The organism is Idiomarina sp. T82-3 (assembly GCF_001577655.1).
GTDB lineage: Bacteria > Pseudomonadota > Gammaproteobacteria > Enterobacterales > Alteromonadaceae > Idiomarina > Idiomarina baltica.
The window spans coordinates 15,185-41,653 of record NZ_LSBQ01000008.1; the positions used below are offsets into that span (position 1 = coordinate 15,185).

General features: G+C 46.9%; 24 protein-coding genes and 2 tRNA genes. 9 read left to right on the top strand and 17 right to left on the bottom strand.

What is annotated here, in order from left to right:
* Positions 1 to 55 precede the first annotated feature (55 nt).
* Both AWU56_RS06700 and AWU56_RS06705 read right to left on the bottom strand, forming a co-directional pair.
* The gene (locus AWU56_RS06700) at positions 56 to 1,282 is read right to left on the bottom strand and encodes an Nramp family divalent metal transporter (protein ID WP_286682088.1); all 1,227 of its coding nucleotides are present in this window, start codon (positions 1,280 to 1,282) and stop codon (positions 56 to 58) included.
* Positions 1,279 to 3,330: a tetratricopeptide repeat-containing diguanylate cyclase gene (locus tag AWU56_RS06705; RefSeq protein ID WP_286682089.1), complete on the bottom strand. Its 2,052-nt coding sequence runs from the start codon at positions 3,328 to 3,330 to the stop codon at positions 1,279 to 1,281. The genes AWU56_RS06700 and AWU56_RS06705 overlap by 4 nt, the downstream gene beginning before the upstream one ends.
* 133 nt (positions 3,331 to 3,463) lie before the next feature.
* On the opposite strand from AWU56_RS06705, the gene AWU56_RS06710 reads away from it, so the two are divergent.
* Positions 3,464 to 5,317: a GNAT family N-acetyltransferase gene (locus AWU56_RS06710; protein WP_286682090.1), complete on the top strand. Its 1,854-nt coding sequence runs from the start codon at positions 3,464 to 3,466 to the stop codon at positions 5,315 to 5,317.
* Positions 5,314 to 6,243 carry a histone deacetylase family protein gene (locus AWU56_RS06715; protein WP_006954367.1) on the top strand — a complete coding sequence of 310 codons (930 nt, stop codon included), beginning with the start codon at positions 5,314 to 5,316 and terminating at the stop codon, positions 6,241 to 6,243. The genes AWU56_RS06710 and AWU56_RS06715 overlap by 4 nt, the downstream gene beginning before the upstream one ends.
* 13 nt (positions 6,244 to 6,256) lie before the next feature.
* On the opposite strand, the gene AWU56_RS06720 is transcribed toward AWU56_RS06715, so the two are convergent.
* The 3 genes from AWU56_RS06720 to orn all read right to left on the bottom strand — a co-directional run bounded on the left by AWU56_RS06720 (position 6,257) and on the right by orn (position 7,060).
* Positions 6,257 to 6,332: transfer RNA gene (locus tag AWU56_RS06720), tRNA-Gly, on the bottom strand.
* Positions 6,333 to 6,364: 32 nt separating this feature from the next.
* Positions 6,365 to 6,440, bottom strand: a tRNA-Gly gene (locus tag AWU56_RS06725).
* 68 nt (positions 6,441 to 6,508) lie between these two features.
* Entirely contained in the window at positions 6,509 to 7,060 is a 552-nt protein-coding gene (orn, locus tag AWU56_RS06730; RefSeq protein WP_286682091.1) for an oligoribonuclease, read from the bottom strand.
* Between the two features lie 72 nt (positions 7,061 to 7,132).
* On the opposite strand from orn, the gene rsgA reads away from it, so the two are divergent.
* From rsgA to AWU56_RS06745, 3 genes are read left to right on the top strand one after another with little or no spacing between them, the layout of a single operon-like run.
* Positions 7,133 to 8,179, top strand: coding sequence for a small ribosomal subunit biogenesis GTPase RsgA (gene rsgA / locus AWU56_RS06735; RefSeq protein ID WP_286682092.1), 1,047 nt, complete (start codon positions 7,133 to 7,135; stop codon positions 8,177 to 8,179).
* Positions 8,180 to 9,049 (top strand): archaetidylserine decarboxylase, encoded by an 870-nt coding sequence (gene asd / locus AWU56_RS06740; RefSeq protein ID WP_006954370.1) that lies wholly within the window; start codon positions 8,180 to 8,182, stop codon positions 9,047 to 9,049.
* Entirely contained in the window at positions 9,046 to 9,774 is a 729-nt protein-coding gene (locus tag AWU56_RS06745; RefSeq protein ID WP_006954371.1) for a glycerophosphodiester phosphodiesterase, read from the top strand. The genes asd and AWU56_RS06745 overlap by 4 nt, the downstream gene beginning before the upstream one ends.
* 8 nt (positions 9,775 to 9,782) lie before the next feature.
* Here AWU56_RS06745 and AWU56_RS06750 read toward each other — a convergent pair whose 3' ends face one another.
* The 4 genes from AWU56_RS06750 to nudC all read right to left on the bottom strand — a co-directional run bounded on the left by AWU56_RS06750 (position 9,783) and on the right by nudC (position 15,980).
* Positions 9,783 to 12,881, bottom strand: coding sequence for an efflux RND transporter permease subunit (locus tag AWU56_RS06750; protein ID WP_286682093.1), 3,099 nt, complete (start codon positions 12,879 to 12,881; stop codon positions 9,783 to 9,785).
* Positions 12,882 to 12,884: 3 nt separating this feature from the next.
* Positions 12,885 to 13,940 (bottom strand): efflux RND transporter periplasmic adaptor subunit, encoded by a 1,056-nt coding sequence (locus tag AWU56_RS06755; RefSeq protein ID WP_286682094.1) that lies wholly within the window; start codon positions 13,938 to 13,940, stop codon positions 12,885 to 12,887.
* Between the two features lie 124 nt (positions 13,941 to 14,064).
* A complete protein-coding gene (hemE, locus tag AWU56_RS06760; RefSeq protein ID WP_286682095.1) occupies positions 14,065 to 15,135 on the bottom strand; it encodes a uroporphyrinogen decarboxylase in 1,071 nt (356 codons plus the stop codon).
* Positions 15,136 to 15,170: 35 nt separating this feature from the next.
* Positions 15,171 to 15,980: an NAD(+) diphosphatase gene (gene nudC / locus AWU56_RS06765; RefSeq protein ID WP_006954375.1), complete on the bottom strand. Its 810-nt coding sequence runs from the start codon at positions 15,978 to 15,980 to the stop codon at positions 15,171 to 15,173.
* 93 nt (positions 15,981 to 16,073) lie between these two features.
* Here nudC and AWU56_RS06770 point away from each other — a divergent pair, with 93 nt between their 5' ends.
* Positions 16,074 to 16,544 (top strand): Rsd/AlgQ family anti-sigma factor, encoded by a 471-nt coding sequence (locus AWU56_RS06770; RefSeq protein WP_006954376.1) that lies wholly within the window; start codon positions 16,074 to 16,076, stop codon positions 16,542 to 16,544.
* Positions 16,545 to 16,607: 63 nt separating this feature from the next.
* On the opposite strand, the gene fkpA is transcribed toward AWU56_RS06770, so the two are convergent.
* Positions 16,608 to 17,363, bottom strand: a complete 756-nt coding sequence (gene fkpA / locus AWU56_RS06775) for an FKBP-type peptidyl-prolyl cis-trans isomerase (RefSeq protein ID WP_006954377.1) — start codon at positions 17,361 to 17,363, stop codon at positions 16,608 to 16,610.
* Between the two features lie 95 nt (positions 17,364 to 17,458).
* On the opposite strand from fkpA, the gene AWU56_RS06780 reads away from it, so the two are divergent.
* Genes AWU56_RS06780 through AWU56_RS06790 form a run of 3 tightly spaced genes read left to right on the top strand, consistent with a single transcriptional unit; the run spans position 17,459 to position 19,643 of the window.
* Positions 17,459 to 18,460 carry a WD40 repeat domain-containing protein gene (locus AWU56_RS06780; RefSeq protein WP_006954378.1) on the top strand — a complete coding sequence of 334 codons (1,002 nt, stop codon included), beginning with the start codon at positions 17,459 to 17,461 and terminating at the stop codon, positions 18,458 to 18,460.
* A gap of 1 nt (position 18,461) precedes the next feature.
* Complete coding sequence (locus tag AWU56_RS06785) at positions 18,462 to 18,692, top strand: SlyX family protein (protein WP_286682096.1); 231 nt, start codon at positions 18,462 to 18,464, stop codon at positions 18,690 to 18,692.
* A gap of 54 nt (positions 18,693 to 18,746) precedes the next feature.
* Positions 18,747 to 19,643, top strand: coding sequence for a phosphoribulokinase (locus tag AWU56_RS06790; protein WP_006954380.1), 897 nt, complete (start codon positions 18,747 to 18,749; stop codon positions 19,641 to 19,643).
* Between the two features lie 4 nt (positions 19,644 to 19,647).
* Here the strand turns inward: AWU56_RS06790 and AWU56_RS06795 are convergent, their stop codons facing one another.
* The 7 genes from AWU56_RS06795 to AWU56_RS06825 all read right to left on the bottom strand — a co-directional run bounded on the left by AWU56_RS06795 (position 19,648) and on the right by AWU56_RS06825 (position 26,439).
* Positions 19,648 to 20,499 carry a 23S rRNA (adenine(2030)-N(6))-methyltransferase RlmJ gene (locus tag AWU56_RS06795; protein WP_286682097.1) on the bottom strand — a complete coding sequence of 284 codons (852 nt, stop codon included), beginning with the start codon at positions 20,497 to 20,499 and terminating at the stop codon, positions 19,648 to 19,650.
* On the bottom strand, positions 20,496 to 20,912 hold the full coding sequence (locus AWU56_RS06800; RefSeq protein WP_006954382.1) for an OsmC family protein: 417 nt from the start codon (positions 20,910 to 20,912) through the stop codon (positions 20,496 to 20,498). The genes AWU56_RS06795 and AWU56_RS06800 overlap by 4 nt, the downstream gene beginning before the upstream one ends.
* Before the next feature lie 8 nt (positions 20,913 to 20,920).
* On the bottom strand, positions 20,921 to 21,268 hold the full coding sequence (locus AWU56_RS06805) for a DUF3802 family protein (RefSeq protein ID WP_272977771.1): 348 nt from the start codon (positions 21,266 to 21,268) through the stop codon (positions 20,921 to 20,923).
* A 12-nt stretch (positions 21,269 to 21,280) separates the two neighbouring features.
* Positions 21,281 to 22,750, bottom strand: coding sequence for a succinylglutamate-semialdehyde dehydrogenase (astD, locus tag AWU56_RS06810; protein ID WP_272977778.1), 1,470 nt, complete (start codon positions 22,748 to 22,750; stop codon positions 21,281 to 21,283).
* A gap of 13 nt (positions 22,751 to 22,763) precedes the next feature.
* A complete protein-coding gene (gene astA / locus AWU56_RS06815) occupies positions 22,764 to 23,789 on the bottom strand; it encodes an arginine N-succinyltransferase (protein WP_272977772.1) in 1,026 nt (341 codons plus the stop codon).
* 13 nt (positions 23,790 to 23,802) lie between these two features.
* Entirely contained in the window at positions 23,803 to 25,005 is a 1,203-nt protein-coding gene (locus AWU56_RS06820) for an aspartate aminotransferase family protein (RefSeq protein WP_143441028.1), read from the bottom strand.
* Positions 25,006 to 25,260: 255 nt separating this feature from the next.
* Complete coding sequence (locus AWU56_RS06825) at positions 25,261 to 26,439, bottom strand: HDOD domain-containing protein (protein ID WP_272977773.1); 1,179 nt, start codon at positions 26,437 to 26,439, stop codon at positions 25,261 to 25,263.
* Positions 26,440 to 26,469 lie beyond the last annotated feature (30 nt).

Sequence of the window (26,469 nt, forward strand, 5' to 3'; positions counted from 1 at the left end):
TGTAGAAAGAAAGTTTGTCAACGAAAAATTTATTTTTAACCGCAATTATCTATAACTAACTTGTGATGGACAGCCAGACATGATGCAAACTTTTCCAGCTCAGCAAGATACTGGTTAACATGATGATGGCTGCGAATGCATTACCCACGACACTGTTTTTCATGCGCCCCATCGTCGACTGGTTACATAGCCACCAAATAAAGCCGACGATAACCGGAAGTAAAATACCGTTAGCAACTTGAGCAAACCAGATCACTTTAATCGGCGATAGATCGAGGCTACTAATGACAACACCTAGCACTAGAATCGTTGCCCAAATGGCACGAAACGCAAAGCCTGTTAATGATTGCTTCCACCCCATGATGCCACATAGCGCATAAGCAGATGCGAGTGGCGCAGTGGTGGCTGATGAAATACCCGCGGCACATAAGCCAAGCGCCATTAAGTACTTCGCTGAGTCGCCGAACAGTGGCGCTAAGGCAACAGCAAGATCGCCGGCGGACTCAATAACGATACCTTGGGCAAAAAAGGCGCTCGCCGCCGTGGCTAATATCGCCATGGAAATTAAACCGCCTAATGGAATCGAGATAAACGTATCGATCCGAGCCTGTTTTACTCCGTCATCACCGGACCATTTATTTGCCACCGACGCGCTATGAAGAAACAAGTTGTAAGGCACCACGGTAGTTCCGACCAGCGCGATAACGGTGATAATACTGTCCGAAGGCCAGCGCCAGCACAGCAGACTATCGGCAACACCGAGCCAGTTTGGGTCGGTCAGCAAAAAAGTGCCGATAAACGCGAGGCTCATTAACAAAACCAGCGTAATCAGCGCATATTCGATAAACTTGGCTTTGCCTTGCCAAAGAATAGCGGCTGCTAATACGCCAAAAACTAACGGCCACCCCTGAGCAAACCAATCCGACAATAACGGTACTTGCCCTAGCACTTCCTGTGCACCGAGTGTAGCGCCCGATAAGTTACCGCCTTGGTAAACACTGTTACCAACCACGATGGCGGCAATAATAAGTGTGAAGAAAAGAATACGAAGCCAAGGCGAGGTCATTTGGGAACGGATATTTTCACCGAGCCCCTTGCCCGTAATAACGCCAATACGCGACGCCATCTCTTGCAGAACAGCGCAAATGACAGTGGAAAGCATCAATGCCCATAACAGCGCATAGCCAAATTCCGCGCCAGCAAGTGAAGCGGTGACAACCGTTCCAGGACCAATAAAAGCAGCCGCAACAAGCGCGCCTGGCCCAAACTGCGACAACTTCACTCCGCGTCCTCGAGAAACTCTAAAACTAACCAGTTTTCCTCTATCGCTGCATCCGAATTGTTAATTAAGTCGTCCATATGAGCATGTCCTCGCTCTGTTAAACCCATTACACCAACAGCGCAATGACGACCACGTGCTTTGCCCGAGTAGAGTGCGAGGTCAGCCAGTTTCAATGCACTTTCCCAATCAAGTTCAGACTCACTAAAATGACTGAATGGCAGCACTATGAACCCTACCGTCGCACTGACCTCGATCGATTGCTTCGACGTTTGTACGGGCTCCGCTGACACTGCGTGTTGAATACGCTGAACCAGGGTTACCAGTTGTTGCTGCGTGACTCTATTAAAACAAAATAAGAACTCCTCACCTCCCCAACGCACGAGACTATCATCTTCACGACAAAGCTCGCGTAGGCGTTGACTCATCTCCACCAGGACCTCGTCTCCAGTGTGATGCCCGAAGGTGTCATTTATCTTTTTAAAGTTATCAATATCGAGCAAAACCAAACCCATCGAGGTCGCGACATTTTTAGTCTTTCGGGCTTCCATTGTTAGTTGCATGGAACGGCGGTTTTCTAGTCCTGTCAGTGGATCTCGTTTGGTTTGTTCCGATAGCGCAACATTGGCTTGTTGTAGCTTACGATTGGATTCCTTAACTTTTCTATAAAGCAGTAAAAGCGTAAAAAATACAAATCCACCCAGCACGATAGCTAGCCATGTAATAACGGTTTGCTGACGGTTATTTTCTATGATTTGCTCACTTAACTTATTTCGTTGCTCCAGTAAGTCGATGCGTTGCGCCTTGTCGCGATTATCGTATAGCGCCTGCATCTCGGCTAATGCCTTGCTTTGCGAGTTTTGTAGAATTTTTTCTCGGATCGACTGACGCTCTTTTAATGCTGCTGCTTGCTCCTTATAACGCCCCATAAGCTCGTATGCTTGCGCCAACTCTTTTAATGTTTGCTCGAGCGCACTGGATTGTTCGGTATCACGAAAATAATCAACAACACGCTTCATCTGCTGCAGACCTAGGCTATCTCCTTGCTTCACGGCAATAAAACCTAAGTTAAACTCAACGGTGCGAATCATATCGCCGTAGTCAAGCGACTGCGCTAATTCTAATGCTTCTTGTAAGTGGGACTTAGCCTTATCAAGTTGCTGTAAACGCATGTACGAGTCACCAAAATTATTCAGCACGATCGCTCTTTGATAAGGAAAGTTTTCAGTGTAAGCATAAGCCTTTTTCAAGGCGTTTAGACCTTTCTCGTGATCACCTAAACTGATGTACGCATAATATTGTGTAAACCAGAGCTCATAAGAAAGCGCAGGAAATGCATTCCCCTCCATCTCAACGAGTGCTTCCTGTGAGGTTTTTAAGGCGAGATCCCATTGCTCCAATCGTATTTGAATATCAGCAATGGAAGATTTCAAATAAAGCCGACGACGAAGTTGATTAATGCCCTGCATATGATCGAGTGCCGACTGGGCTTTAATTAAGTAAGCAAGCGCCACCTCATAGCGACTCCACTGCGTATATAGACTAGAAAGCAAGTTATAGGCGTAGTAATTAATACGCGGACTGGTGACTTGAGGCATTATTGCTTCAAGGTCAGGAACCTTAACAAACGCTTCATCGACCTTATCTGCAATGACTAAAAGATCGATTCTATTCGCAAGTAGTTCGGCTTGAAGGTTTGCATCATGACTCTTCTTCACCTCATCCGCCAGGCTATCAAGAATTGAGTTCGCCTCATCATAGCGCTCAGCATAGGCAAACTCAGAGGCCCAATAACTTAACGCGCGCAACCGTGTAGCGAGTGGAGTTGCGGGAGACAAACTATCAACAATCGGCTTCAAATAAGCTTTGCCATCAAAATCGTCAGCCTGAGACTGATTAAGATAGTCGTCCAGCTTCGACTGTACCGATTTATTCGACTCGGCTTCAGCGGTCTGAGCTTCGACTAAAGACGCATAGCCGATGAGGGCAAAGCTCAGTAACAATAGACAAAGTGCTTGCGAGAATGACTGTTGAGTTTTGGCAAATTTCACGGATATGCGTCCAACTTTTTGTTATATTTTTGTGTAAGCGGCGACATTGTATACGATTTTGCAACATCCTGTAACAGTTTAGCCTATTTAGCGCACAATCTAAATAATGACGGTTCCCTCTAAGGTGGTAACTATGAGCAAACTTGATTGGTCCAAGCTATTAAAATCAGGGCAACGCATTTTTATCGGCTCCCATGCTGCCGTTCCAACAGCATTGATTGATGATCTCATCGAAAATGCAAAACACCTACACGACATTGAAATTGTGCAGTTGATGACGCTCTCTGATAATAAGTGGGCACTTCCTGAGCATCAGCAACTATTTAAAGTGAATACCTTTTTTATCGGCGGCGATAACGTACGTAGCGCCGTTAATGAGGGGCGCGCCGACTACACGCCTTGCTTTATTTCTGATATTCCCAACTTATTCAATAATGGCATATTACCCTTAGACGCCGCCCTGATCATGGTTAGTCCAGCCGATCAATATGGCTATCACTCAATGGGGGTCTCCGTTGATGTGGTGGCTGCCGCTGCCAAATCCGCTAATACTGTAATCGCACAAGTCAACGAGCATATGCCTGTTACCTTTGGTCAATCTTTCTTACACAAAAATCAGATTGATTACTTTTGGTACCACGATCAGCCGCTACCTGAATTACCACCGCCCGATACCGTAGATAATAAAATTATTGAGCGTATTGGACAGTATATTGCTTTATTGGTGCGGGACGGTTGTACTTTACAAATTGGCTTAGGTCGTATTTGTGCCGCAGCGCTGCATTACTTAGGCAACCATAAAGATCTGGGAGTCCACAGCGAACTTATTACCGACGATATCATGAACCTGATGTTACAAGGCGTGATTAATAATCGTAAAAAAACGTTCCATCCCAATAAAATTGTCACTAGCTTTTGTATGGGTAGCCAAGCACTCTATGATTTCGTCGACAGAAATCCTCATATCGGCTTTTATCCAAGCGAATATGTCAACTCACCAACGAATGTGGCACGCAATGACAACTTAATTGCCATCAACAGCGCAATTGAAGTCGACTTGACCGGACAAGTGGTATCTGACTCGATAGGACATCAATTCTACTCAGGGATTGGCGGTCAAGTTGATTTCAGTCGAGGAGCGTCATTGAGTCAAGGAGGAAAGCCGGTCATCGCCCTTCCTTCAACAACACAAGACGGCAAGACCTCACGCATCGTCGCGCACATTCGAGAAGGCGCCGGCGTAGTGACCTCGCGTGGCCATGTGCACTATGTAGTAACAGAGTTCGGTGTCGCATCACTCCGTGGTAAAAGCATCCGCGAACGTGCTTTAGAACTTATTCGCGTTGCGCATCCAAAATTTCGCCAGCAACTATTGCAGCAAGTAAGGCAACATTATTGGGTCCCCAATTATCATCAACTAACGCCAAGCGATGTGCCGGAGCTAGGAGACATTGGATTTAAAAAAATCACCTTCGCCGGTGAGGAATTTGATTTGCGACCATTGTATCCGTCTGACGAACGCCGTCTGCAAGAGTTTTTCTATTCGCATACCAAGGAAACGCTTCAACTACGCTACAACGCCGTTCCTACACAAATGAGTCGAGAAAAGTCATGTACCTTAGTGAGCATTGACCAATCGGTTGATCTTGCACTGTGTATTGTGCGTCAAAAAGGCTCGGCGGCCAAAATCATGGCCGTGGGGCGCTATTACTATATTGAGTCTCATAACAGTTGCGAGGTGGCGTTTGTCACTCGTGAGCATTATCAAGGTCAGGGAATGGCCAGTGTGTTGCTACAAGAAATGATACGAATCGCCCAATTACGTGGACTCGACTCAATGCAGGCAGTGGTACTCGTGAATAATAAGCCCATGCTCAACGTATTTGAAAAGTCCGGATTTGTGCGTCAAGCGAGTGATGAGCCGGGTGAAGTCATGCTCAAACTCGAACTTAAGCAAAACGAAACCCAAGAAGAGTCGTCCTCATGAGTATTTACCTTTACTCTCATCCTCACTGTCTACTGCATAACCCTGATAAAGAACATCCGGAGTGTCCTGATCGAATAGACGCGGTGAATGACCAAATTATTCGTTCAGGACTCGATTTTGTGTTGACTCGCGAGCAGGCGAGTCCAGCAACATTAGAGCATATAAAACTAGCGCATAGCGATAAGTACATTAGTGAACTGTACCGTAAGCAGCCACACGAAGGTCATGTTTGGCTCGATCCAGACACCCCAATGACGCCCGATACGCTTGACTCTGCACTGCATGCGGTCGGCGCAAACGTGGCCGCAGTAGATAAAGTATTAGCCGACCAAAACAAACAGGCATTCTGCCTTGTGAGACCTCCGGGACACCATGCGACAAAGAATCAAGCAATGGGTTTTTGCGTATTTAACAATATAGCCATCGCAGCGCTCTACGCTCAGCAGGCATATGGCTTATCACGGGTAGCGATTGTCGATTTTGATGTGCACCACGGCAACGGCACGGAAGATATAGTTCAAGCGCATCCTAATATCCTGTTCTGTTCAACTTTTCAGTCACAGCTCTACCCCTATGTTGACGAGAACAACAACGATGATCACATTCTTTCTATCGCACTACCGCCAGGCTGCAAAAGCTTAGATTGGCGAGAGGCTGTTTACTACCAAATTTTGCCTAAACTCGATGCTTTTAAACCTCAATTAATTCTTATCTCAGCGGGTTTTGATGGTCATATTGAGGATGAAATGTCGCAGTTCCTACTGAAAGAAGATGATTACTTTTGGATTACGCAAAAACTCAAGTTAATTGCCGACAAACATTGTTCCGGACGCATCGTGTCCAGTTTAGAAGGCGGCTATGATCACAGCGCATTAGGACGCAGTGTTGTGGCGCATTTAAAAGGAATGTTGGGTAGCGAATACTAAGATAAATGAGATTTGGAGCGGGAAACGAGACTCGAACTCGCGACCCCAACCTTGGCAAGGTTGTGCTCTACCAACTGAGCTATTCCCGCATTTCGATATAAATAATTAGGAGAGTCTGACTTGGAGCGGGAAACGAGACTCGAACTCGCGACCCCAACCTTGGCAAGGTTGTGCTCTACCAACTGAGCTATTCCCGCATCGTCAGTGCGGCGTGTATTCTACTGAAACCGCCGCCCACGTCAACCGCTTTTTCACCGCTGGCCGTTTAAATGGCGAAAAAATGCGCTCTGTAATGCTTGAGCTCATCAATTGACTCACGAATATCAGCAAGCGCTTCATGTGCACCTTTCTTTTTAAAGCCGTTCATGGCTTCGGGCTTCCAGCGCTTGGCCAATTCTTTTATTGTGCTTACATCGAGGTTTCGATAATGGAAAAAAGCCTCAAGCTCTGGCATGTGTTGGGCTAAAAATCGGCGATCCTGACAAATTGAATTACCACACATAGGCGATGTATTGGGCTCGACATAGTGTGATAAAAATTCAATGGTTTCGCGCACCGCATCCTGTTCGCTGTACTGACTCTTTTTTACTCGATCGACGAGACCTGAGCCAGTATGAGTTTTAACATTCCAGTCATCCATTTTATCGAGATTTGACTGCGGCTGATGAATCGCTATGGTTGGACCCTCAGCAAGGATATTCAAATCTGCATCAGTGACGATGGTTGCCACCTCAATAACGTGGTCGTATTCAGGGTTTAAACCTGTCATTTCTAAATCGACCCAAATTAACCGCTGACTTTTTTGTTCTTCACTCATTCGAACTCTCTTAACTCGACTCATTTTGGGTTATGATAGCGTTAAACTGTAAGTGGCAACAAGGTAAAGCGATTGGCAAAGCAAAAACGGCTGAATAAAGGACAAAAACGTCGAATTCAACAGAACCGCGAGAAACGTCTTGCGCGAGAAATCGACGTGCCCAGCGACCAGCTAGGCGCCAGCGAGACAGGCGTCATCGTCAGTCGTTACGGACAACACGCCGACTTGCTGACCACCGGTAATGAAATCATTCGTTGCCATATACGGCGTACAGTCGATTCATTGGTAACGGGCGATAAAGTGCAATGGCGTCCAATGATTCAGGCGCAAGATGGTATGCGGGGCATTATCGAAGCAGTGCACGAACGTCAGTCGTTGCTCTCTCGACCCGATTATTACGATGGTGTTAAACCAGTTGCTGCAAATATCGATCAGATATTTGTTATTTCGAGCGTACTCCCGAGCTTTACGACACAGATTATCGATCGCTACATCGTTGCTTGTGAAGCGATCGATATTGAGCCGATTATCGTTCTTAATAAAGCCGATCTATTAAACCAAATTAATACCGAAGAGCGACAATTTATTGAGCAGCGGTTATCCGACTACCAAGCGATTGGCTACCGAGTACTTCTTGTGAGTAGTCACACTGCAGAGGGCATGACTGAACTTAACAACATGTTGAGTGAACATATCTCGATTGTTGTCGGTCAAAGTGGTGTCGGAAAGTCATCCATCGTGAATCGGCTTCTTCCCGACGTCGCAACTGAAACCAAAGAAGTCTCGTCGAACTCTGGTTTAGGTCAGCATACGACGACCGTGGCAACTTGGTATCCACTAAACAGTGGTGGCGCCTTAATCGATTCTCCAGGGATACGTGAGTTTGCCTTGTGGCACCTTGAACCGGAGCAAGTCGCCAGTGGCTATGTTGATTTTCAGCCTTATCTTGGGACCTGTAAGTTTAAAGATTGCAAACACAAAAATGATCCGGGCTGTGCATTGCAAGAAGCCGTGGAAAAAGGTGAAATACACCCATGGCGATTAGAAAATTATCATCGGATTATCGAGTCTATGTTGGCTAATAAGCCATCTCGAGTTTCAGCAAAAGGAAAACTGTAAGTGAGCAGCAGCGAACGATTCAAAATTGGTCTTCAATACGTACTCCCAAAGCACCTACTATCGCGTTTAGTGGGTCGATTTGCAGCGGCGAAGGCGGGAATATTTACTCAGGCTTTTATTCGCTGGTTTATCAAACAGTACAAAATTGATATGTCCGAAGCGATTCAAGAGGATCCGCGCGACTACGCCACGTTTAACCAGTTTTTTACTCGTCGCCTAAAACCTGAATTACGTCCAATCGTTGATGAGCCGGACCTTCTAGCTCATCCGGTTGATGGTGCCGTAAGTCAGCTCGGAGATATTGAGGAAGGTCGTATTTTTCAGGCCAAAGGGCACGATTATTCGTTACTTGAGCTATTAGGTGGCAAAGACGAGGACGCGGCACCGTTCCGAGAGGGTTCGTTTGCCACCATTTATCTCGCACCAAAAGATTATCATCGAATCCATATGCCGGTCGATGGTGTGTTACGTAAGATGGTTTATATTCCAGGTGACCTGTTTTCTGTCAACCCACTCACCGCACAAAACGTACCGAATCTATTTGCACGCAACGAGCGAGTCGTCGCAATATTTGATACCGAAGTCGGTCCGATGTCGATGGTACTCGTTGGCGCGACGATTGTTGCTAGTATTGGCACAGTTTGGTCGGGGACCGTCACACCTCCAACGGGCGCTCGGATACAACATTGGTCCTACCCGACATCTGGACCTGAAGCCATTCGTCTCAATAAAGGTGAAGAGATGGGTCACTTTAAACTCGGCTCCACAGTAGTGATGACCTTCGCTAAAGGGGCAATAGAGTTTGATGAAGCACTGCAACCCGGTTCTGTGACCCGAATGGGTTCAGCGATGGCTAAGGTTCGGTCATGAAAGTCTGGGCGCATCGGGGTGCGAGCTTCGAAGCGCCCGAAAACACGCTAGCGGCATTCAGTCGAGCGATTGATAGCCATGCCTTTGGTATTGAGCTTGACGTTTATGCCGTCGACGACGAGCGATTTGTATTCCACGACCGATACTTAGAACGCTTAACCGCTTCACCAGGACGTTTGCTCGATTTGACTCAAGCTCAAGTTAGAGCGCTTAAGGTATTCGGTCAGCAACCTATTCCCACCCTGCGTGAAGCACTTGAGCATATCGCGGGACATTGTCACGTCAATATAGAGTTAAAAGGGGATATCCCAAGTCAGTCGCTGCTTCTCGACATCGATTATGTTTTGCAACGGAAGCTGTTCAAACCTGAACAGATCCTCGTCTCTTCGTTTAATCACCATTGGTTACAGCGCTTAAAACACCGTCGGCCAAATATCAACGTAGGTGCCTTAACCACTTGTTGCCCACTAGACTACTGTGATTTTGCATCGCGTCTTAACGCCTACTCTGTTCATGTTGACGTTGATTTTGTCACACAGGAGTTAGTTGATGACGCACACCGACGCGCATTGGAAGTCTACGTATTTACCGTAGATGAAGGGCATGATATCGAAGAATTACATGACATGGGTGTGGACGGCATTTTTACCAACCACCCGAGTTTTGCTCAGAAAATTATTGAGGGGCTTCCCGGTATCAACCGTTCGCCCCTCTGGCATTACTGACCCACGGTCTAGTGACGGTGGTCAGGGTATTCCTCTTGCAATGACTCCAAACGACGTGTAATCGCCATCGGTGATTGTGTCTTCTGTGCCATCAGCATATACAGTGCCGGTATCACAAACAGCGTTAAGAACGCCGATAACGCCACACCTGCGAAGATAACCGTACCAATCACCATGCGGCTCTCTGAGCCCGGCCCGGTTCCCAGGATAAGCGGAACTGAACTCATTAGCGTGGTAAATGCCGTCATCACAATCGGCCGCAAACGTTGTCGCGATGCCGTAATCACTGCATCACGGAAGGACAGTCCTGCATCCCTTAATTGGTTGGCAAATTCCACGATCAGAATACCGTTCTTCGCCGCCAAGCCAATAAGCATGACAATACCAATTTGGCTATAAATATTAATGCTGTTCCCGCTCAAATACAGGCCAATAAAAGCGCCTACAATGGCGATTGGAACAGCCAACATGATGACCAGTGGATGAATAAAACTCTCAAACTGCGCCGCAAGTACCAAGAAGGTAATAATTAATGCGAGCCCAAAGACAAATACTATCGAGCTGCCACTCTCCTTATAAAGTTGCGACTCACCTTTGTAATCAATAGAAACATCTTCTGGAAGTTTTTTGTCGACGACGCCCTCTAGGTAGCTCAACGCTTCGCCGAGCGAATAACCGTCGGCGAGGTTGGCTTCAATAGTGACACTACGCATACGGTTATAACGATTCAACTGAGATGAAGTCGCCCGCTCGCTCACTTCCACCACATTAGATAGTGGGATCAGTTCGCCGCTTTTGCCTGACCGAACATAAATGTTGTCGATAGCACTTGGGCTGCGATAGTCAGCTTTTTCACCCTCGAGCATGACATAGTATTCTTCGCCACGGTCAAGATAAGTCGTTACCCGACGTTGACCTAAAATCGATTGCAACGTGATACCGATATCTTCAACCGAGACACCGAGATCGGCAGCTCTCACTTCATCAACTTCGATTAATAGTTGTGGCAAAGTCTCTTTATAATCACTATCAACCTCAACTAAACCCGGGTTCTTAGCGGCTTCCTCAATCACAATATCGCGATACTCAGCCAGCTTTTCGTAGGTATTACCTTGCAGTACAAACTGCACGGGACGACCACCGCCACCGCTAATACCACTGCGCATAAAGGCAAAAGCCTGTACGCCGACGACTTGGTTGAGCTTTTTACGCATCTCTTCCATGAGTTCAAAAGTCGACCAGTCACGTTCCTCAAAAGGAATTGCGCCAACAATCGCGATCCCCGCTGAATTCCCCCAGCCCGGCGCCCTGACGATGACGCGATCAATTTTGTTCTGATCGATATAGGGCAGTAGGATTTGTTCGATTTCATCCATATGTCGCGAATTAGATTCAAAGCTAGCGCCCTCGGCACCTTTGATACTAATGTAGAAAGTACCGCGATCCTCCGGTGGTGCGAATTCTTGTGGTACAAATTGCATTGCGCCGTAACTCACCACGCCACTTAAAACGACCAGTATCAGTGCCAAACTCGGGCGTTTGATACTACCTTCTAAGACTGTTGTATATTTCGCTTCAAGCCATTTGAAAAAGCGGTCAAATGCTATACCAAACTTACTAGTCCGTTCTTTCTTATGTAAGATTTTCGAGCCTAGCATGGGCGTCAGGGTAAGCGCTGCAATACTCGAGAACGCCACAGCCGCCGCAATGGCTAAAGCAAATTCGGTGAACAACTTACCTATATTGCCTTCCAAGAACGCCAAGGGTACGAATACTGAAATCAGCACAAGCGTTGTCGCAATGACCGCAAAGCCGACTTCTCGAGCACCTCGATAAGCTGCCAGTAAGGGGGGCTCTCCTTCTTCGACCCGACGATAGATATTCTCTAGCACCACGATCGAGTCATCAACCACAAGCCCGATTGCGAGCACGAGTGCCAGCAAGGTCAATAAGTTAATCGAGAATCCGAGTGAAAACAGCACAATATACGAAGCAATAATAGCCACAGGGACCGTTAACGCGGGGATAATGGTCGCTCGTATATTGCCTAAGAATAGATAAATAACCACTACAACCAATGCCATCGCGATGAGTAGTGTGTTATACACTTCATCAATCGAGCCTTTGATGAAAATAGACGAGTCGTAACTTGTGGCTAAGTACATGGTTTCTGGTAGTGTTTTTTCTAACACTTCCATTTCCTCGCGCACATTCTCTACGACACTCAGGGTGTTGGCTTTGGATTGTTTAATGATGCCGATACCGACCATATTGACGCCATTACCACGGAAATCAGTTTTGTCGTCCTCAGCGCCAAGCTCAACACGCGCAACCTCACCCAACCTCACTAAATAACCGTCATCACCCTGACGAATCACTAAGTTTCGGAAGTCGTCCTCAGATAAATAGGCACGTGCCATACGCACAGAAAATTCGCGTTCGGTCGATTCAACTTCGCCCGCCGGTAACTCAATATTTTCCTCACGGAGGCGGCTGACGATATCCGTCACGGTGATTTGACGTGCAGCCATCGCGTCGCGATCAAGCCAAACCCGCATTGCATAGCGACGGTCACCACCGATGCGCACGCGCGCAACGCCGTCGACAACAGCGAGACGGTCCACAATATAACGCTCTGCATAATCGGTCAGTTCGAGTATCGACATACTCTCACTACGCAAGTTATACCAAACCACTGTTGTTTCATCCGAAGACGCTTTTGAAACCTCGGGAGGATCGGATTCCTCGGGCAAATTATCCAGCGCACGTGATACCCGTTCGCGCACATCATTGGAGGCTGCATCAATATCGCGTGAAAGCGTGAATTCAATGCTAATCGATGAATTCCCGGGGCGGCTGCGTGACGAGATATTTTTTATTCCCTCAATGCCACTGATGCGTTCTTCGATAAGCTGTGTTACTTGCGTTTCTACGACTTCAGCACTCGCCCCAGGATAGTCTGTACTAATGGTTACCACAGGCGCATCAATATCCGGAAACTCTCGTAACGGCAGCATTGTGAAAGCAACAATACCGAAAATAATTAACAGTACATTGACGACGGTGGCAAAGACTGGGCGTTTTACTGATACATCAGATAACAACATGCCCTAGTCCTCCCTTACATCGACAGGAATGCCATCACGCAGGCGCACTAAACCTTCAACGATGACCTCGTCACCAGGCTTCAGTCCTTGTGTGATCTCGACTACGCCCGGCTTACGGCGACCGATGCTGATTTCCACCTGTTTAGCGCGATTATCCGGTGTTAGAACAAACACATATTGACGGTTCTGAATCGGCAGTAACGCTTTTTCAGGGAGTATTAAAGCCTCATCAATGCTGCGTAACAAAGTAATTTGCAACAACATACCTGGGCGTAAGCGTTCATCATCATTGGCTAGTTTGGCACGAACACGCACTGACCGAGTGACAGGATCGATGCGTGAATCAATACTGGTAATGCGTCCGCGGAACTGCTCGCCGGGATACGCTCGGTTTCGAGCGATCACTTCCTGGTCAACGGCGAGGCTAGCGAAATACCGTTCTGGAACACTGAAGTCCACTTTAATGGGCGAGATGTCATCTAAAGTTGTAAAGGTATCTCCAGGTGCAACTAGAGCCCCTGGACTCACTTCACGAATTCCCACACGACCTGTGAACGGCGCATAGATCTTCATTTCCGCTAAGGTAGCTTCGGCTACTTCAAGTTCCGCCTGTAAGCGATTAACTTCAACATGTTGCTCCTCGACCTGCTGTTGTGACGCTGCATTTTGACGACGCAGAGAGGTTAAACGGTCAAGTTGACGCTGGGCTTCGTTGAGACTGAACTGTAGCTGCTGTACGCGAGCCACTTCTTTACGCGCATTGAGCTCAGCCAGTAGTTGACCTTTCTCGACACGATCACCGCTATCAAAATAAATTGCATCCACGATATCTTGTGTTTGCGAAGTGATTTCAACGGTCTCATTAGCTTGGGCTGTACCCAAGGCCTCAATCACATCGCGGTACTCACTCATCGAGACAACTTGTGTCTTTACGGGAACACTCGGTTGCGATTGTTCCTCCACTTGCTTAGCGGGTGGAAATGCAAAAAAATAAATCGCCAGTGCAATTAAGGCGATAACAACAAGGGTAATTGGATTAATCCAATTGCGGCGCGCCATACAATAACCTCGAGAAAAACAACATCATAATGAGGTCTATTGTATGAAAAACACCGCCCATTGGGCGGTGCATCTAACGAGTTTGAACGTGAGTTAATCGCAAATGTTTCAAAACATGTTCGATTTAGCGGTGATATTTGGGGCTGTGCTTATGAACCGCTTCTATAAATGCCCCCGCGTGGTCCGGGTTCACTTCTGGATGAATCCCATGACCCAAGTTAAATACGTGACCACTTCCTTCACCATAACTCTCTAAAATCAACTGAACTTCTTCTTCGATACGTTGTGGAGAAGCATATAACACGGATGGATCCATATTACCTTGCAAAGCAACCTGATCGCCAACGCGCGCGCGAGCATCCGACAAATCAGTGGTCCAGTCTACGCCTAAACCATCAGCGCCCGCTTGTGCCATCGCCTCTAGCCACTGCCCACCGTTTTTAGTAAATAGGGTGACAGGTACATGATTTCCATCCTGCTCACGAATCAAACCAGCGACGATTTTTTCCATGTATGCCAGTGAAAATTGCTTATAGTCCCGTGGTGATAACACGCCACCCCAGGTATCAAAAATCATCACTGCTTGTGCGCCCGCTTTAATCTGCGCATTGAGGTAGTCAATAACCGAGTCGGCCAAAACGTTGAGTACATGATGCATGAGCTCAGGTTCAGCAAACAGCATCTGCTTAACTTTAGAGAAGTTTTTAGTGCTACCGCCCTCAACCATATAGGTCGCTAATGTCCAAGGACTGCCAGAGAAACCGATCAAGGGTACTTTTCCATCCAGTTCCTGACGAATGAGACTCACTGCATCGGTCACATAACGCAGTTCATCACTCATATCCGGTACAGTAAGTCCCTTTACGTCTGCCTCAGTGCGCAACGGACGCGAGAATTTGGGCCCTTCACCTTTTTCAAAGTAAAGACCAAGCCCCATCGCGTCTGGAATCGTTAAGATGTCACTGAATAGGATAGCCGCATCGAGATCAAAGCGCCGCAGTGGCTGCAATGTCACCTCGCAGGCGAGCTCGGTATTTTTGCACAGCGACATAAAGTCACCAGCTTCAGCCCGAGTTGCTTTATATTCAGGCAAGTAACGGCCCGCTTGGCGCATCATCCAAATCGGTGTTCTATCAACCGGCTGTTTCTGCAATGCTCTCAGATAACGATCATTTTTTAACTCGGGCTTTCTCATAACGTCTTCCAACATCCAATTTATTGGTTATTTTATCACTCTTGCTGTGCCTTGCCGATAGCGATTTCAATCAAACGATGCGCAATCGTGCCTTCGGGTGGCGTGTCGGGTAAGTCATCAATAGCAAACCAGTCACCCGCTTCGAGTTCCACAGGGTCAATGTGTAAATCGCCCGACTGCCATTGTGCAGTGAACCCCATCATCAATGAGTGTGGAAACGGCCACGGCTGGCTCAGTTGGTACTCGATATCACAGACTTCAATACCTGCTTCCTCGTGCACCTCGCGCGCTAATGCTTGTTCGAGCGACTCGCCTGGCTCCACAAAGCCCGCCAAAACAGAATAAACGCCTTGTTTATGCCGCTTGCCTCGGGCTAGTAACAACGCATTCTCTTTTCTTATCGCCACAATGATGCACGGCGAAACGCGTGGATAACACCGGTGGTTACACTGCTGACAATGCATGGCGAGTTCCCAGTCCACCGCTTGCATGCGCGCCCCACAACGACCGCAAAACCGATGCTGGTTGAGAAAGTCCATTACCTGACGCGCCCGACCCGCCATCGCAAACTGCTCTTCATCATGCACAGAAAGTAAGCTACGTAGTGGCACAAACTCACCGCCTACAAAAGCAGGATCATTAAGGTCAGCCACAATAAGGTAACATGGTCGCTCTCTCAACTCGCCTAAATAGACCACCGTATATTGAGACAGATCAGGAAAGTTCAGTGATGCCATCGCTCCCGATGGAACATTGCCATTCTCAGTTACGAAAACATCACCAGCCGAGCAAATAAACCAACGTGCGGGTTCGTCTTTCGATGGTTTTACATAAGGCTTAACCACGTTACACTCCTTAGAGTAAAGATCGCCAATTTTGATTGAGAAAAGCATTCGACACCTTTACAGTATGTCGAAGATCTCATTTCGGAGAACCCCATGTTAAAGAAAAGTGAGGAAGCACGCCAGCGTTGGGGCGGAGCTCATGACAGCATTGACCAATGGTTAACTGAACGACAAGACCTTCTCGTTAACTATTTTAAGCTAGCCGCCCTTCCTCCCTATGAAGGTGTACGCAACGGCTTACCTGATGTCACTGACATTCGTGATTTCTGTGGTCAATTAGTCGACTACGTATCGAGTGGTCATTTTGAAATATATGAACAATTGATGAAGCAAGCGAGAGAGAATAAGCAACCCCTCGAAGCCTTGTTAGAACAAGTATTTCCACTCATCAGCGATACCACCGAAATCGCTTTAGACTTTAATGATAATTACGGTGAAATTGATTCAAATAATCATCTAAATCAATTTGATCGTGATCTATCAGCACTTGGTGAAGCCATTGAATTGCGAATGGAATTTGAAGACCAGTTACTACATCACTTAGAAAAACACGAAGCGCTATAAATGATTCGATGAACAATAAAAAACGGCCGCAATTGCGGCCGTTTTTTGTATGTAAGTGACAACTTACTGTTGAGTCTCAGATTTATCAGACTCTGGCTTATCTTTCACGTCTAATAGTTCAACAGTGAAGATTAACGTTGAATTAGGTGGAATTTGACCACCCACTTCGCGATCACCGTAAGCTAGCTCTGCCGGAATAACGAAGCGATATTTTGCGCCCTCTTTCATCAATTGCAGGCCTTCAGTCCAGCCTGGGATCACACGATTAAGTGGAAAGACTGTCGGTTCGCCACGCTCATACGAGCTATCAAATACTTCGCCATTGACTAAAGTGCCTTCATAGTGGACTTCTACAATGTCGTCTTCACTAGGGCTATCACCTTCACCCGCTTCAATCACTTCGTATTGAAGACCCGATTCGGTTACCTTAACGCCATCTTTTTTAGCATTTTCTTCTTGGAACGCTTTGCCTTCTTTCGCCGCTTTGCTACCTAATACATTCTTGCGTTGTTCCATCACTTTTGAACGTAAGTCATTCAGTAGTTTGTCAGCTTCTTCGTCAGATAATTTATTTTCACCTTTGACGGCATCAACAAAACCCGCAATCACGAGTTGACGGTCAAGCATCACTTCTGCTTTTTCCTGATCATCAAGGTTACGAGCAACAAAACTACCCACTGACGAACCTAGCGCATAAGCTTGCTTTTCTTGTTCTGATTCGAGTTTCTTCTGGCTAACAGGATACGGTTCTTGCTGCGAACATGCAGTAATAGCCAGCGCAATAGCCGATAGCGCTAGAGGTTTCATCATTCGGTTCATCTTTTTCTCCAATTAACATCCCGTAAAGTAATTGACTATGCCATAATCAAATTGTTCGGTCAGCCCCATACTACACAACACCATAAGGCTTGCCCATGAATATTAAACAAAACGTCGTATTCAGTCTTGGTCTTGTAATCAGCATGCTGCTATTTGGATGCACGCCAGCACCCGAGCAGATACATAAAAAAGCCCATTCCGAAGCTGGCACATACGTGGCAGACATCGCCGATGATGGCTCCTTTAGTGTCGTCGCGACTGACAGTAACGGCGTCTTATTATGGCCACGCTACGCGAATGATGCCAAGTATCAATGGCGCCAAGATGATGCTGATGTGTCACAAATAATTGCCGTCGATATTAGCGCCGATGGCGCAACTGTAGCCGCGGCAAGTCGTAAGGCATTTAGCCTTTGGGACGTTGATAAAGGAACTAACATAGGTTATTGGCAATCAAGCGGAGCGGACATTAACAATATTGCCGTCTCTAATAACGGCTCCACCATCGTACTTGGGCTAAACAACGGTACTCAGATCGCATTTAATCCGCAGTCGGGTCGACGTCTTGAGTTTTACGGTCATCAAAGCTCAATCACTGACTTGGTCATTACACCCAATGGTCGCTATGCCTTGAGCGGAAGTACCGATCAAACAGCCATTCTGTGGTCAACTGAGTCTGGACAACCCATACATCAATGGCAGCATGAGACTCGCTTAACAAAGGTGGCATTAGACAGCGGTGGACGCTATGCCCTCACCGCTGGGAGTTTAGATAAAGCCTATATCTGGGATGTAAACTCCGGTGAGCAAGTAAAGCAACTCGATATCATCGAGCGTGTTAGAATATTTAGTAGTGCACGTTTCAGTCAGTCAGGTAAATTTTTAATTACCGGCTCGCCGTCTCGTCAAATCACACTTTGGCGTACTAAAACCGGCGAAGAACTTAGGACGTGGAACGTTGAGTTACGCGATAGCCATCGACCTAATAATGCCGTGGTATTATCAACCTGGCTTAACGAGAGTACCGGCATGGTCATGAGTGAGAGCTCCGCAGGCTATGGCGAATGGTGGCAACTAGAACCTAACTGGCAGCAGTAATATGAGTGAAGAAGAACGCTTACAAAGTAGAATTGATAATTTGGAATCACAATTAGCATTCCAAGAAGATGTCATTGACGCGCTGAATCAGCGCGTCGCTGATCACAACCGCGAGCTCGCAGAAGTAGCGCGGCGCATGAAGTATTTAGGCGAACGATTAAGACAAGTGCAAGACAGTCAATCATCACCTGATGCGGATCCGAGTGTTGAGCCTCCACCGCCACATTATTGATCGTGACGCGGTTATCCGCTATAACAGATGTTCATCCATTGTTAATAGGTTTTTATGTCTTCGAAGCATCCTATCATTGCGGTAACGGGTTCGTCAGGTTCGGGAACAACCACGACAGGTCAAGCACTACGTCATATCTTTCGGTCCCTCGATGTATCAGCTGCGTTTGTCGAAGGTGATAGCTTTCACCGTTACTCAAGACCGGAAATGGATGTCGCAATTCGTAAGGCGCAAGAGCAAGGGCGCCATATTAGCTACTTTGGACCTGAAGCAAATGATTTCGAGCGGCTTGAATCGTTGTTCGAAGAATACGGCCGCACGGGTAATGGACAAATTCGACGTTATTTACACACTTTTGACGACGCCGTCCCCTACAATCAAATGCCAGGCACATTTACGCCATGGGAAGACATGCCAGAAAACACCGACGCATTGTTCTATGAGGGGTTACATGGAGGCGTTTGCGGCGACGGTTATGATGTCGCTAAACACGTTGACTTATTGATTGGCATGGTACCCATCGTCAACTTAGAGTGGATCCAAAAGCTCGTTCGCGATACGCAGGACAGGGGGCATTCACGCGAGGCCGTCACGACTAGTATTATTCGTAGTATGGAAGATTACATTTACCATATTGTCCCCCAGTTCTCACGCACTCATATAAACTTTCAGCGCGTTCCGACCGTTGATACCTCCAACCCGTTTAGCGCCAAAGAAATACCGTCTCATGACGAGAGCTTTGTCGTTATTCGTTTTCGTGGAATGAAAAACGTCGACTTCCCGTACTATCTGCAAATGATCGACGGTTCGTTTATGTCACGTACCAACACGCTTGTCGTGCCCGGTGGTAAACAAGCACTCGCAATGGAGTTAATACTAACACCTTTAATTGAACAAATTATCGAGCGCAAAACGCAGTTGCGTACCCAAGTGGATTGGCTCGATAATTAAGTCGTTACTCTTCAACAAGCCAAAAAGTACGCGAATGAGCTGACTCATCTTGAGCAAGAACACGTTGCAGGTAGTTCATCACATCAGGTAACTGTTGCTGTATTCCATAAGGGGGGTTAACCCAAACGTAACCGCACCCATAAAGACCGGCACTGGGGTCAGGCTCTTTTACCATCAGTTCAATCGCCAAGGTTTTTGGTAAGCCCTCGAGCTCACTGAGTTGGCCGTAAAAGTCAGCCACTTTCGCATCGTCTTTGAGCGGGAACCAAACGGCAAAACTTCCCGCCGCCCAACGCTTAATACCCTGTTGGATAGCCGCTATAATATCATCAAACTCGTTAACCGATTCGAATGGTGGATCGATTAACACGAGTCCTCGCTTCTCATTAGGAGGCATTTTAGCTTTTAGTACTTCATAACCATCAAATGGCGCAAGTACCTCTAAGCGACTCGTTTGCTGCCCTTCAAGATTAGCCTTTAACGCCTCGGCATCTTCTATATGCAGCTCGCTCACAACATGTCTATCGTTCGCTCTCAATAATTGTTGCACTACCCAAGGCGAACCTGGATATGACTTCAACTCACCTTGCTCATTTAAACCTTCAACAATATCTAAGTAAGGCTTAACAAAAGCTGGCGCATCGGCATCGTTCCACAGCCTGCCAATCCCCTCTGGATACTCATTCGTTTTACCGGCTTGCTCAGAGGTCAGATCGTATAGCCCAATCCCGCCGTGGGTATCGAGCACACAAATAGGCTTGTCTTTCTGCTTGTAATAGTCAATCGCCATGACCAACAGAAGATGTTTGAATACGTCAGCAAAGTTGCCAGCGTGATAAATATGTCGATAATTCACGCTTCGATAATCTTATAACTGTGAGTCATCTCAACACTGGCTTCCAGCATTTTAGCGACCGAGCAATATTTATCGGCTGACAGCTTAACTGCTCTGTCCACATGCGTTTCGGCGACATTTTGTCCTGTTACCACGAATTCCAAATGCACCTTTTTAAACACTTTCGGGGTGTCACTCACTCGTTCACCGGTCACACGACATTCACAGTGCATGACCTTTTGTCGTGCCTTTTGTAGTATGCTCACCACATCCACTGAAGCACAACTTCCGGCAGCCATTAGTACCGCTTCCATGGGACTGGCAGATGTTTTAGCATGCCCATCAAGTACCATTTGATGGCCACTCCCAGACTCGGCAACGAACGTCAAATCATCAAGCCACTTGACGGTCGCATTCAGGGTATTATCAGACATAAAAGCAATTAACCTTTAGTATTGAGACGCTGATCGAAGAGGTTTTTTACTAAACCTACGAATTCAATAATGCAGGCCTCTTGTTGTTCGGAGGGATGATTGTTTAGAACAGAAGAAAGGATTTCTTCTAAATCATACATGATAGCGTCAGCTTCTCTTACCATATCGAGCCGAGTATCTTGGTCGATATCATTTTGCTCGAACAACGCCATCATATGCTGAGAAAGTTGCTCTTCAAGCACATCACGTAGGGTGTAGTTGGCACTACCCGCTGGCAGCTTCCGCTGTTCAAACAACGGAAGCTGCCCAGTCAAGTAGTGAATAAGTTCGACGTAACCGTCTGTCTCAGTAATCATTGAGATAACTTATTAAAATTTTAGCCCCGGCGCTAGTGTTTCGGGCAAACTTTGTGTATCGGCTTCGACAGATGCCACAGGGTAAGAGCAGTAATCTGCCGCATAATAAGCACTTGCACGATGATTACCGCTAGCACCGATACCACCAAATGGAGCTGCACTGCTTGCACCTGTAATCGGTTTGTTCCAATTAACAATGCCAGCGCGAATGTGCTTAAAGAAATGACGATAGGTCGCTTCGTCATCACACAGAATGCCTGCTGACAACCCATAGCGCGTATCGTTTGCTTTAGCAATCGCATCGTCTAGATCGTTAAAGCGGTAAACTTTAAGCATTGGACCAAAGTATTCTTCATCGGGCGCATTTTCGACACCGGACATATCAATAATACCTGGCGTAACAAAGCCTAAGTTACTGTCTTTCTGCTTGAGCTTAACCAATGGTTTACCACCGAGTTGGACGAGCTCATTCTGCGCATCCACCATTTGACTCGCGGCTTTTGCAGAAATCATTGCACCCATGAACGGCTGAGGGTCAGCATCGTAGTCATCAACGAGGATGTTTTCGGTCACTTCTACCAAACGGTCGAGTACTTTGCCGCCCATTTCGGTGTTTTCGATAAACAGTTTACGCGCACAAGTACAACGCTGACCTGAAGTGATAAACGCTGACTGGACAATGTTATGTACAGCGGCATCGACATCAGTAATGTTGGTAACGATTAACGGGTTATTGCCGCCCATTTCCAACGCTAAGATTTTATCAGGACGTCCACCAAATTGTTTATGTAACAAGTGCCCGGTATTCGAAGACCCCGTAAAGTATAGGCCGTCGATCTGTGGATGGACTGACAGCGCTTTACCGGTCTCGACTTCACCCTGAACCAAGTTCAGCACGCCCGCTGGCAGGCCAGCCTCTTGCCACAACTCGACCGTCACTTGAGCCACATGAGGCGTCAGTTCAGACGGCTTAAACACCACCGTGTTGCCAGCGATCAAAGCAGGGACAATGTGACCGTTCGGTAAGTGCCCTGGGAAGTTATAGGGACCATAAACAGCGACTACCCCATGAGGCTTGTGACGAATAAACGCCTTCGCGCCTGGCATCTCGTTTTCAACCGTGCCTGTACGCTCTTGATATGCGCGCTCAGAAATGCCCACTTTACCGATCATCGCACCCACTTCAGTGCGTGTTTCCCAAACCGGTTTGCCTGTTTCGGCCGCCATCACGCGTGCTAAACGTTCTTTGTTTTGCTCAAGTAATTCTGAGAACTTTTTACAAATAGCTAAGCGATCTTCGAATGAAGTGTGAGACCACTCAGGAAATGCCGCACGAGCAGCCATAACCGCTGCATCAACTTGTTGCTCGGATGCACTTTCACCACTCCAAACAACTTCATTACGTGCAGGATCAATCGACTTAAAGGTTTTACCTTCGCCCGCGAGCCATTGATCGTTAATAAACTGTACATTAGAACTCATCATTGTTCTCCTGTTACAGAGCCACGATACGCACCGTATCGCCCTCAGAAAGATTCAATTTATCCGCTTGCTCAGCGCTCAATTGCACTTTTTCAGAGCCGTCAACGTGACGAACCTGAGCTGCTCTAAATGATTCAATTTGTGTGTTGCATATAATATGAGGTGTTGCACTCTCAGCATCTACTGGCGTATCGACCAGCACCACCTCTTTTAAAACACTATTACGTACACTACGTAAGTTCTGGACTTCTGCCTCAACCGTTGGTCCTGCGTCGAAAATATCGACAAAGCCACGGAACCTAAAGCCTTCAGACTCGAGTAGTTTTAACGCCGGTCGCGTATTATCGTGCACTTTGCCGATCACTTCTCTTGCCTTCTCTGGCAACAGTGATGTGTAAATCGGGTAGCGCGGCATGAGTTCAGCAATAAAGGTTTTATCGCCAATACCACTCAAGTAATCTGCTTTGGGGAAGTCCATCGAGAAAAAATGTTGTTCCAACCAATCCCAGAAAGGTGATGCGCCATCGTCGTCACACACGCCACGCATTTCGGCAATCACCCAATCGCTAAAGCGTTGTTTGAATTGCGCTAAAAACAGCATCCGAAAACGTGAAAGCGTGCGGCCATTTAGGTTGTGACGATACGGTTCACGTAAGAACAACGTGCATAGCTCTGAAACACCTGTGTAGTCATTACATAATGACAATGTCTCGAGCGTGTTATGAATGTTTAGCTTCTCAGAATGGTGCACGACCTTACCTAAGCGGTAATGCCAAAACGCTTCCGTCAACCCAACGGCTGCCTCAATACCACTGACACCGGCAATTTCGCCCGTTTCGGTATCTTCCATGACGAACAGATAACTTTCATCGCCTGGGGTCGCTACATCTTGCTTGGCAAAAGCAGCTTGCGCTCGAGCGATTCTTCGCTCGAGCAAACCTTGATCAATTGGCAACGATGTAAATCCATGCCCAGACTCTACCGCACAACTATATAGCGCTTCGTAATCTGCTGCCTCTATCGGTCGAATAACCAACATACAGGGTCCTCAATTAACCAACGACTTGAGCAACGGCGTGCTCAAAACGTTTGAGACCTTCCTTGATATCCGCTTCAGGGATAATAAGCGAAGGTGTGAATCGAATAACGCTGGCGCCAGCAACCAAAACCATAACGCCGTGCTCTTGACCCGCGAGCAAGAAATCGCGTGCACGACCTTCAAATTGCTCAGTAAGCTCCGCGCCAATCAGACAGCCCATGCCTCGTACTTCTTTAAACACATTGTATTTGTCGTTAATTGCAGCGAGGTGCTCTTTAATCATTGCTTCGCGCTGCTTAACACCTTCAAGCACGGTCTCTGTATTTACTACTTCTAGAACCGCTTCTGATACGGCACATGCCAACGGGTTACCGCCATAAGTACTACCATGCGTGCCTGGTTTTAAATGCTCTGCAATTGCCGCAGTCGTCAACATTGCACCGATTGGGAAACCACCACCCAATGACTTAGCAGAGGTTAGAATATCTGGCGTCACGCCAAGTTGCTCATACGCATACAACGTACCGGTACGACCAAAGCCAGTCTGGACTTCATCAAAAATCAATAACGCATTGTGTTTATCACACAATTCACGAACTTGTTTTACGAAGTCCTGCTCTGGAGGGACAACGCCACCCTCACCTTGCAATGGCTCCATCATCACCGCACAGGTCTCGTCATCGATAAGTTTCGCCAATGCATCAGCATCATTGTAAGGTACGTGTTCAATCGCACCTGGCTTTGGACCAAAGCCATCAGAATAAGCAGGCTGACCACCAACCGTGACGGTGAAGAAGGTACGACCGTGGAAGCCTTTGTTAAAGGCAATAATTTTTTGTTTCTGTTCGCCGTGCACATCAATCGCCCAACGACGCGCCAGTTTTAACGCAGCTTCGTTTGCCTCAGCGCCCGAGTTGGCGTAGTAAACACGGTCAGCGAAAGTCGCGTCAGTTAACTTCTTAGCTAAACGAATCGCCGGTTCGTTAGTAAACACGTTACTTAAGTGCCAAAGCTTTTGGCTTTGCTCATGAAGCGCGTTTACCATTGCCGGGTGACAATGACCTAGACAGTTAACGGCAATACCACCAGCAAAATCAATGTACTCTTTTCCCGCTTGGTCCCAAACACGTGAACCTTCACCTTTCACAGGCACCATTTGAGCGGGGTTATAGTTTGGCACCATCACGTCACTAAACATCTCACGCGTAACGGCCATTTTTGCTGAATTATCTGTCATTGCTCACTTCCTTATCGCTTACAGCGAATTAGTTAACTTAACAATCACGAATGATTTTAAAGGATATATTATGCCAAAAATTGAGCAATTTGTCTGCGTAAATCAGGTATGAATGGGGCGAAAGCCGTGATATGCAGTAGTTTTGCAAAGAATGCGAATAACTATCCACAAACGCGGCTTAAAGTAGAATGAATACGCACAATTTTTTCTAAAGTTTAAAAACAGCGCGGTCGGTTACTTTGGCACGTTAAATTTTGGACGCTTCAAATTGAGCGTATTTAGTTCGGCAACAAGACCGGCGTCAACGTCATAGCGCCGCAGTAGATGTGAGCCCTCTTCAACACTGGCGAGCTCGACCTCACGTAACATACGAAACTCACAAAACGCATTTGCTTGGGACAAGACTTTCGCATAATCAGAGTCAAAGTCATCCACATCGTGCGCTTGGTGAAAGTTTTGCAAATGTTGACTGATCGGCACTCGCTGCAGACCCCACCCCTCAGAGACAATGTAACTTACACGCTTATCTTGCTCGAGCATCAAATTACGCAAAAATCGCTCGTCTGGTGTGATGCTGATGAGTGCGCTGTGGCGCTCTGGACTACTGTCGTTAATCGAAGCGATTGCCATTTCACGTTGGATCTCATCAAATACACGTAAGTACAATTTAGTCAGCGCCACTTTTCCTAATTCATGAAACATACCGAGCGTAAACGCCAAGACAGGATCCTTGAGTTGTTGCCGTTCGGCGATTGCTTGCGCGATGATCGCTGTTCCCAATGAATGTTCCCACACTTTCCTGCGAAACAATGTAAAGGGTTGCGTGGAAGGCGGCAGCCAATTCTGCATGATGTAAGCAGGCGCCAATAAACGGAGGTTTTCCGTACCCATGAAGCTCATCGCTGTTCGCAGATTCTCTAGTTTTACTTTTTTACTCTGCTTACGTTGGTCAATAAATGGGGGCTGATTAACCGTTTTTAAGACCCCATTATGAAACCAATCCATGCCTTGCACGATATCTTCGATACGTCTCATCGACGCCGCTTTAGTGCTCAGAATATCAAGTAGATCCGGCAGTTTTTCAGGAAGCGGGATCAGCTTTTCACGGATGTAATCTCTATCGTCAAGTTGAGCTAAAATACGACGATAGATATTTTCATGAAGCTCATCCGAAATCCGATCTTGGTAGCGTTGACGAGCACGCGCTAAACGTTCACGTTCATCATAGTTAATTTGTTCGACTTGCAATAACCGACGCTTCTGCTCTTGAACTTCACTTTCTACTCCATCCGCTTTATCTTTACTTTTACGGGCAAATGGAAAGCTAATCAGATAGTTAATAAAACGCTTCTCAAGACGAAATGCGGGGTCCTTGCTTCCACCTTCGGTCGATACAGCAAAAAAATCAAACATTTAACAGTATACTCTTGTTAACAATAGCTG

What these genes read in the sequence shown, in the direction of transcription:
- AWU56_RS06790 (WP_006954380.1), top strand. Translation starts at nt 18,747, where the DNA reads ATGTCTTCGAAGCATCCTATCATTGCGGTAACGGGTTCGTCAGGTTCG.
- AWU56_RS06780 (WP_006954378.1), top strand. Translation starts at nt 17,459, where the DNA reads ATGAATATTAAACAAAACGTCGTATTCAGTCTTGGTCTTGTAATCAGC.
- AWU56_RS06800 (WP_006954382.1), bottom strand. Translation starts at nt 20,912, where the DNA reads ATGTCTGATAATACCCTGAATGCGACCGTCAAGTGGCTTGATGATTTG.
- fkpA (WP_006954377.1), bottom strand. Translation starts at nt 17,363, where the DNA reads ATGAACCGAATGATGAAACCTCTAGCGCTATCGGCTATTGCGCTGGCT.
- AWU56_RS06805 (WP_272977771.1), bottom strand. Translation starts at nt 21,268, where the DNA reads ATGATTACTGAGACAGACGGTTACGTCGAACTTATTCACTACTTGACT.
- AWU56_RS06820 (WP_143441028.1), bottom strand. Translation starts at nt 25,005, where the DNA reads ATGGCCGTTACGCGTGAGATGTTTAGTGACGTGATGGTGCCAAACTAT.
- orn (WP_286682091.1), bottom strand. Translation starts at nt 7,060, where the DNA reads ATGAGTGAAGAACAAAAAAGTCAGCGGTTAATTTGGGTCGATTTAGAA.
- AWU56_RS06710 (WP_286682090.1), top strand. Translation starts at nt 3,464, where the DNA reads ATGAGCAAACTTGATTGGTCCAAGCTATTAAAATCAGGGCAACGCATT.
- AWU56_RS06745 (WP_006954371.1), top strand. Translation starts at nt 9,046, where the DNA reads ATGAAAGTCTGGGCGCATCGGGGTGCGAGCTTCGAAGCGCCCGAAAAC.
- AWU56_RS06770 (WP_006954376.1), top strand. Translation starts at nt 16,074, where the DNA reads ATGTTAAAGAAAAGTGAGGAAGCACGCCAGCGTTGGGGCGGAGCTCAT.
- AWU56_RS06750 (WP_286682093.1), bottom strand. Translation starts at nt 12,881, where the DNA reads ATGTTGTTATCTGATGTATCAGTAAAACGCCCAGTCTTTGCCACCGTC.
- hemE (WP_286682095.1), bottom strand. Translation starts at nt 15,135, where the DNA reads ATGAGAAAGCCCGAGTTAAAAAATGATCGTTATCTGAGAGCATTGCAG.
- AWU56_RS06785 (WP_286682096.1), top strand. Translation starts at nt 18,462, where the DNA reads ATGAGTGAAGAAGAACGCTTACAAAGTAGAATTGATAATTTGGAATCA.
- AWU56_RS06755 (WP_286682094.1), bottom strand. Translation starts at nt 13,940, where the DNA reads ATGGCGCGCCGCAATTGGATTAATCCAATTACCCTTGTTGTTATCGCC.
- AWU56_RS06715 (WP_006954367.1), top strand. Translation starts at nt 5,314, where the DNA reads ATGAGTATTTACCTTTACTCTCATCCTCACTGTCTACTGCATAACCCT.
- astD (WP_272977778.1), bottom strand. Translation starts at nt 22,750, where the DNA reads ATGAGTTCTAATGTACAGTTTATTAACGATCAATGGCTCGCGGGCGAA.
- AWU56_RS06825 (WP_272977773.1), bottom strand. Translation starts at nt 26,439, where the DNA reads ATGTTTGATTTTTTTGCTGTATCGACCGAAGGTGGAAGCAAGGACCCC.
- astA (WP_272977772.1), bottom strand. Translation starts at nt 23,789, where the DNA reads ATGTTGGTTATTCGACCGATAGAGGCAGCAGATTACGAAGCGCTATAT.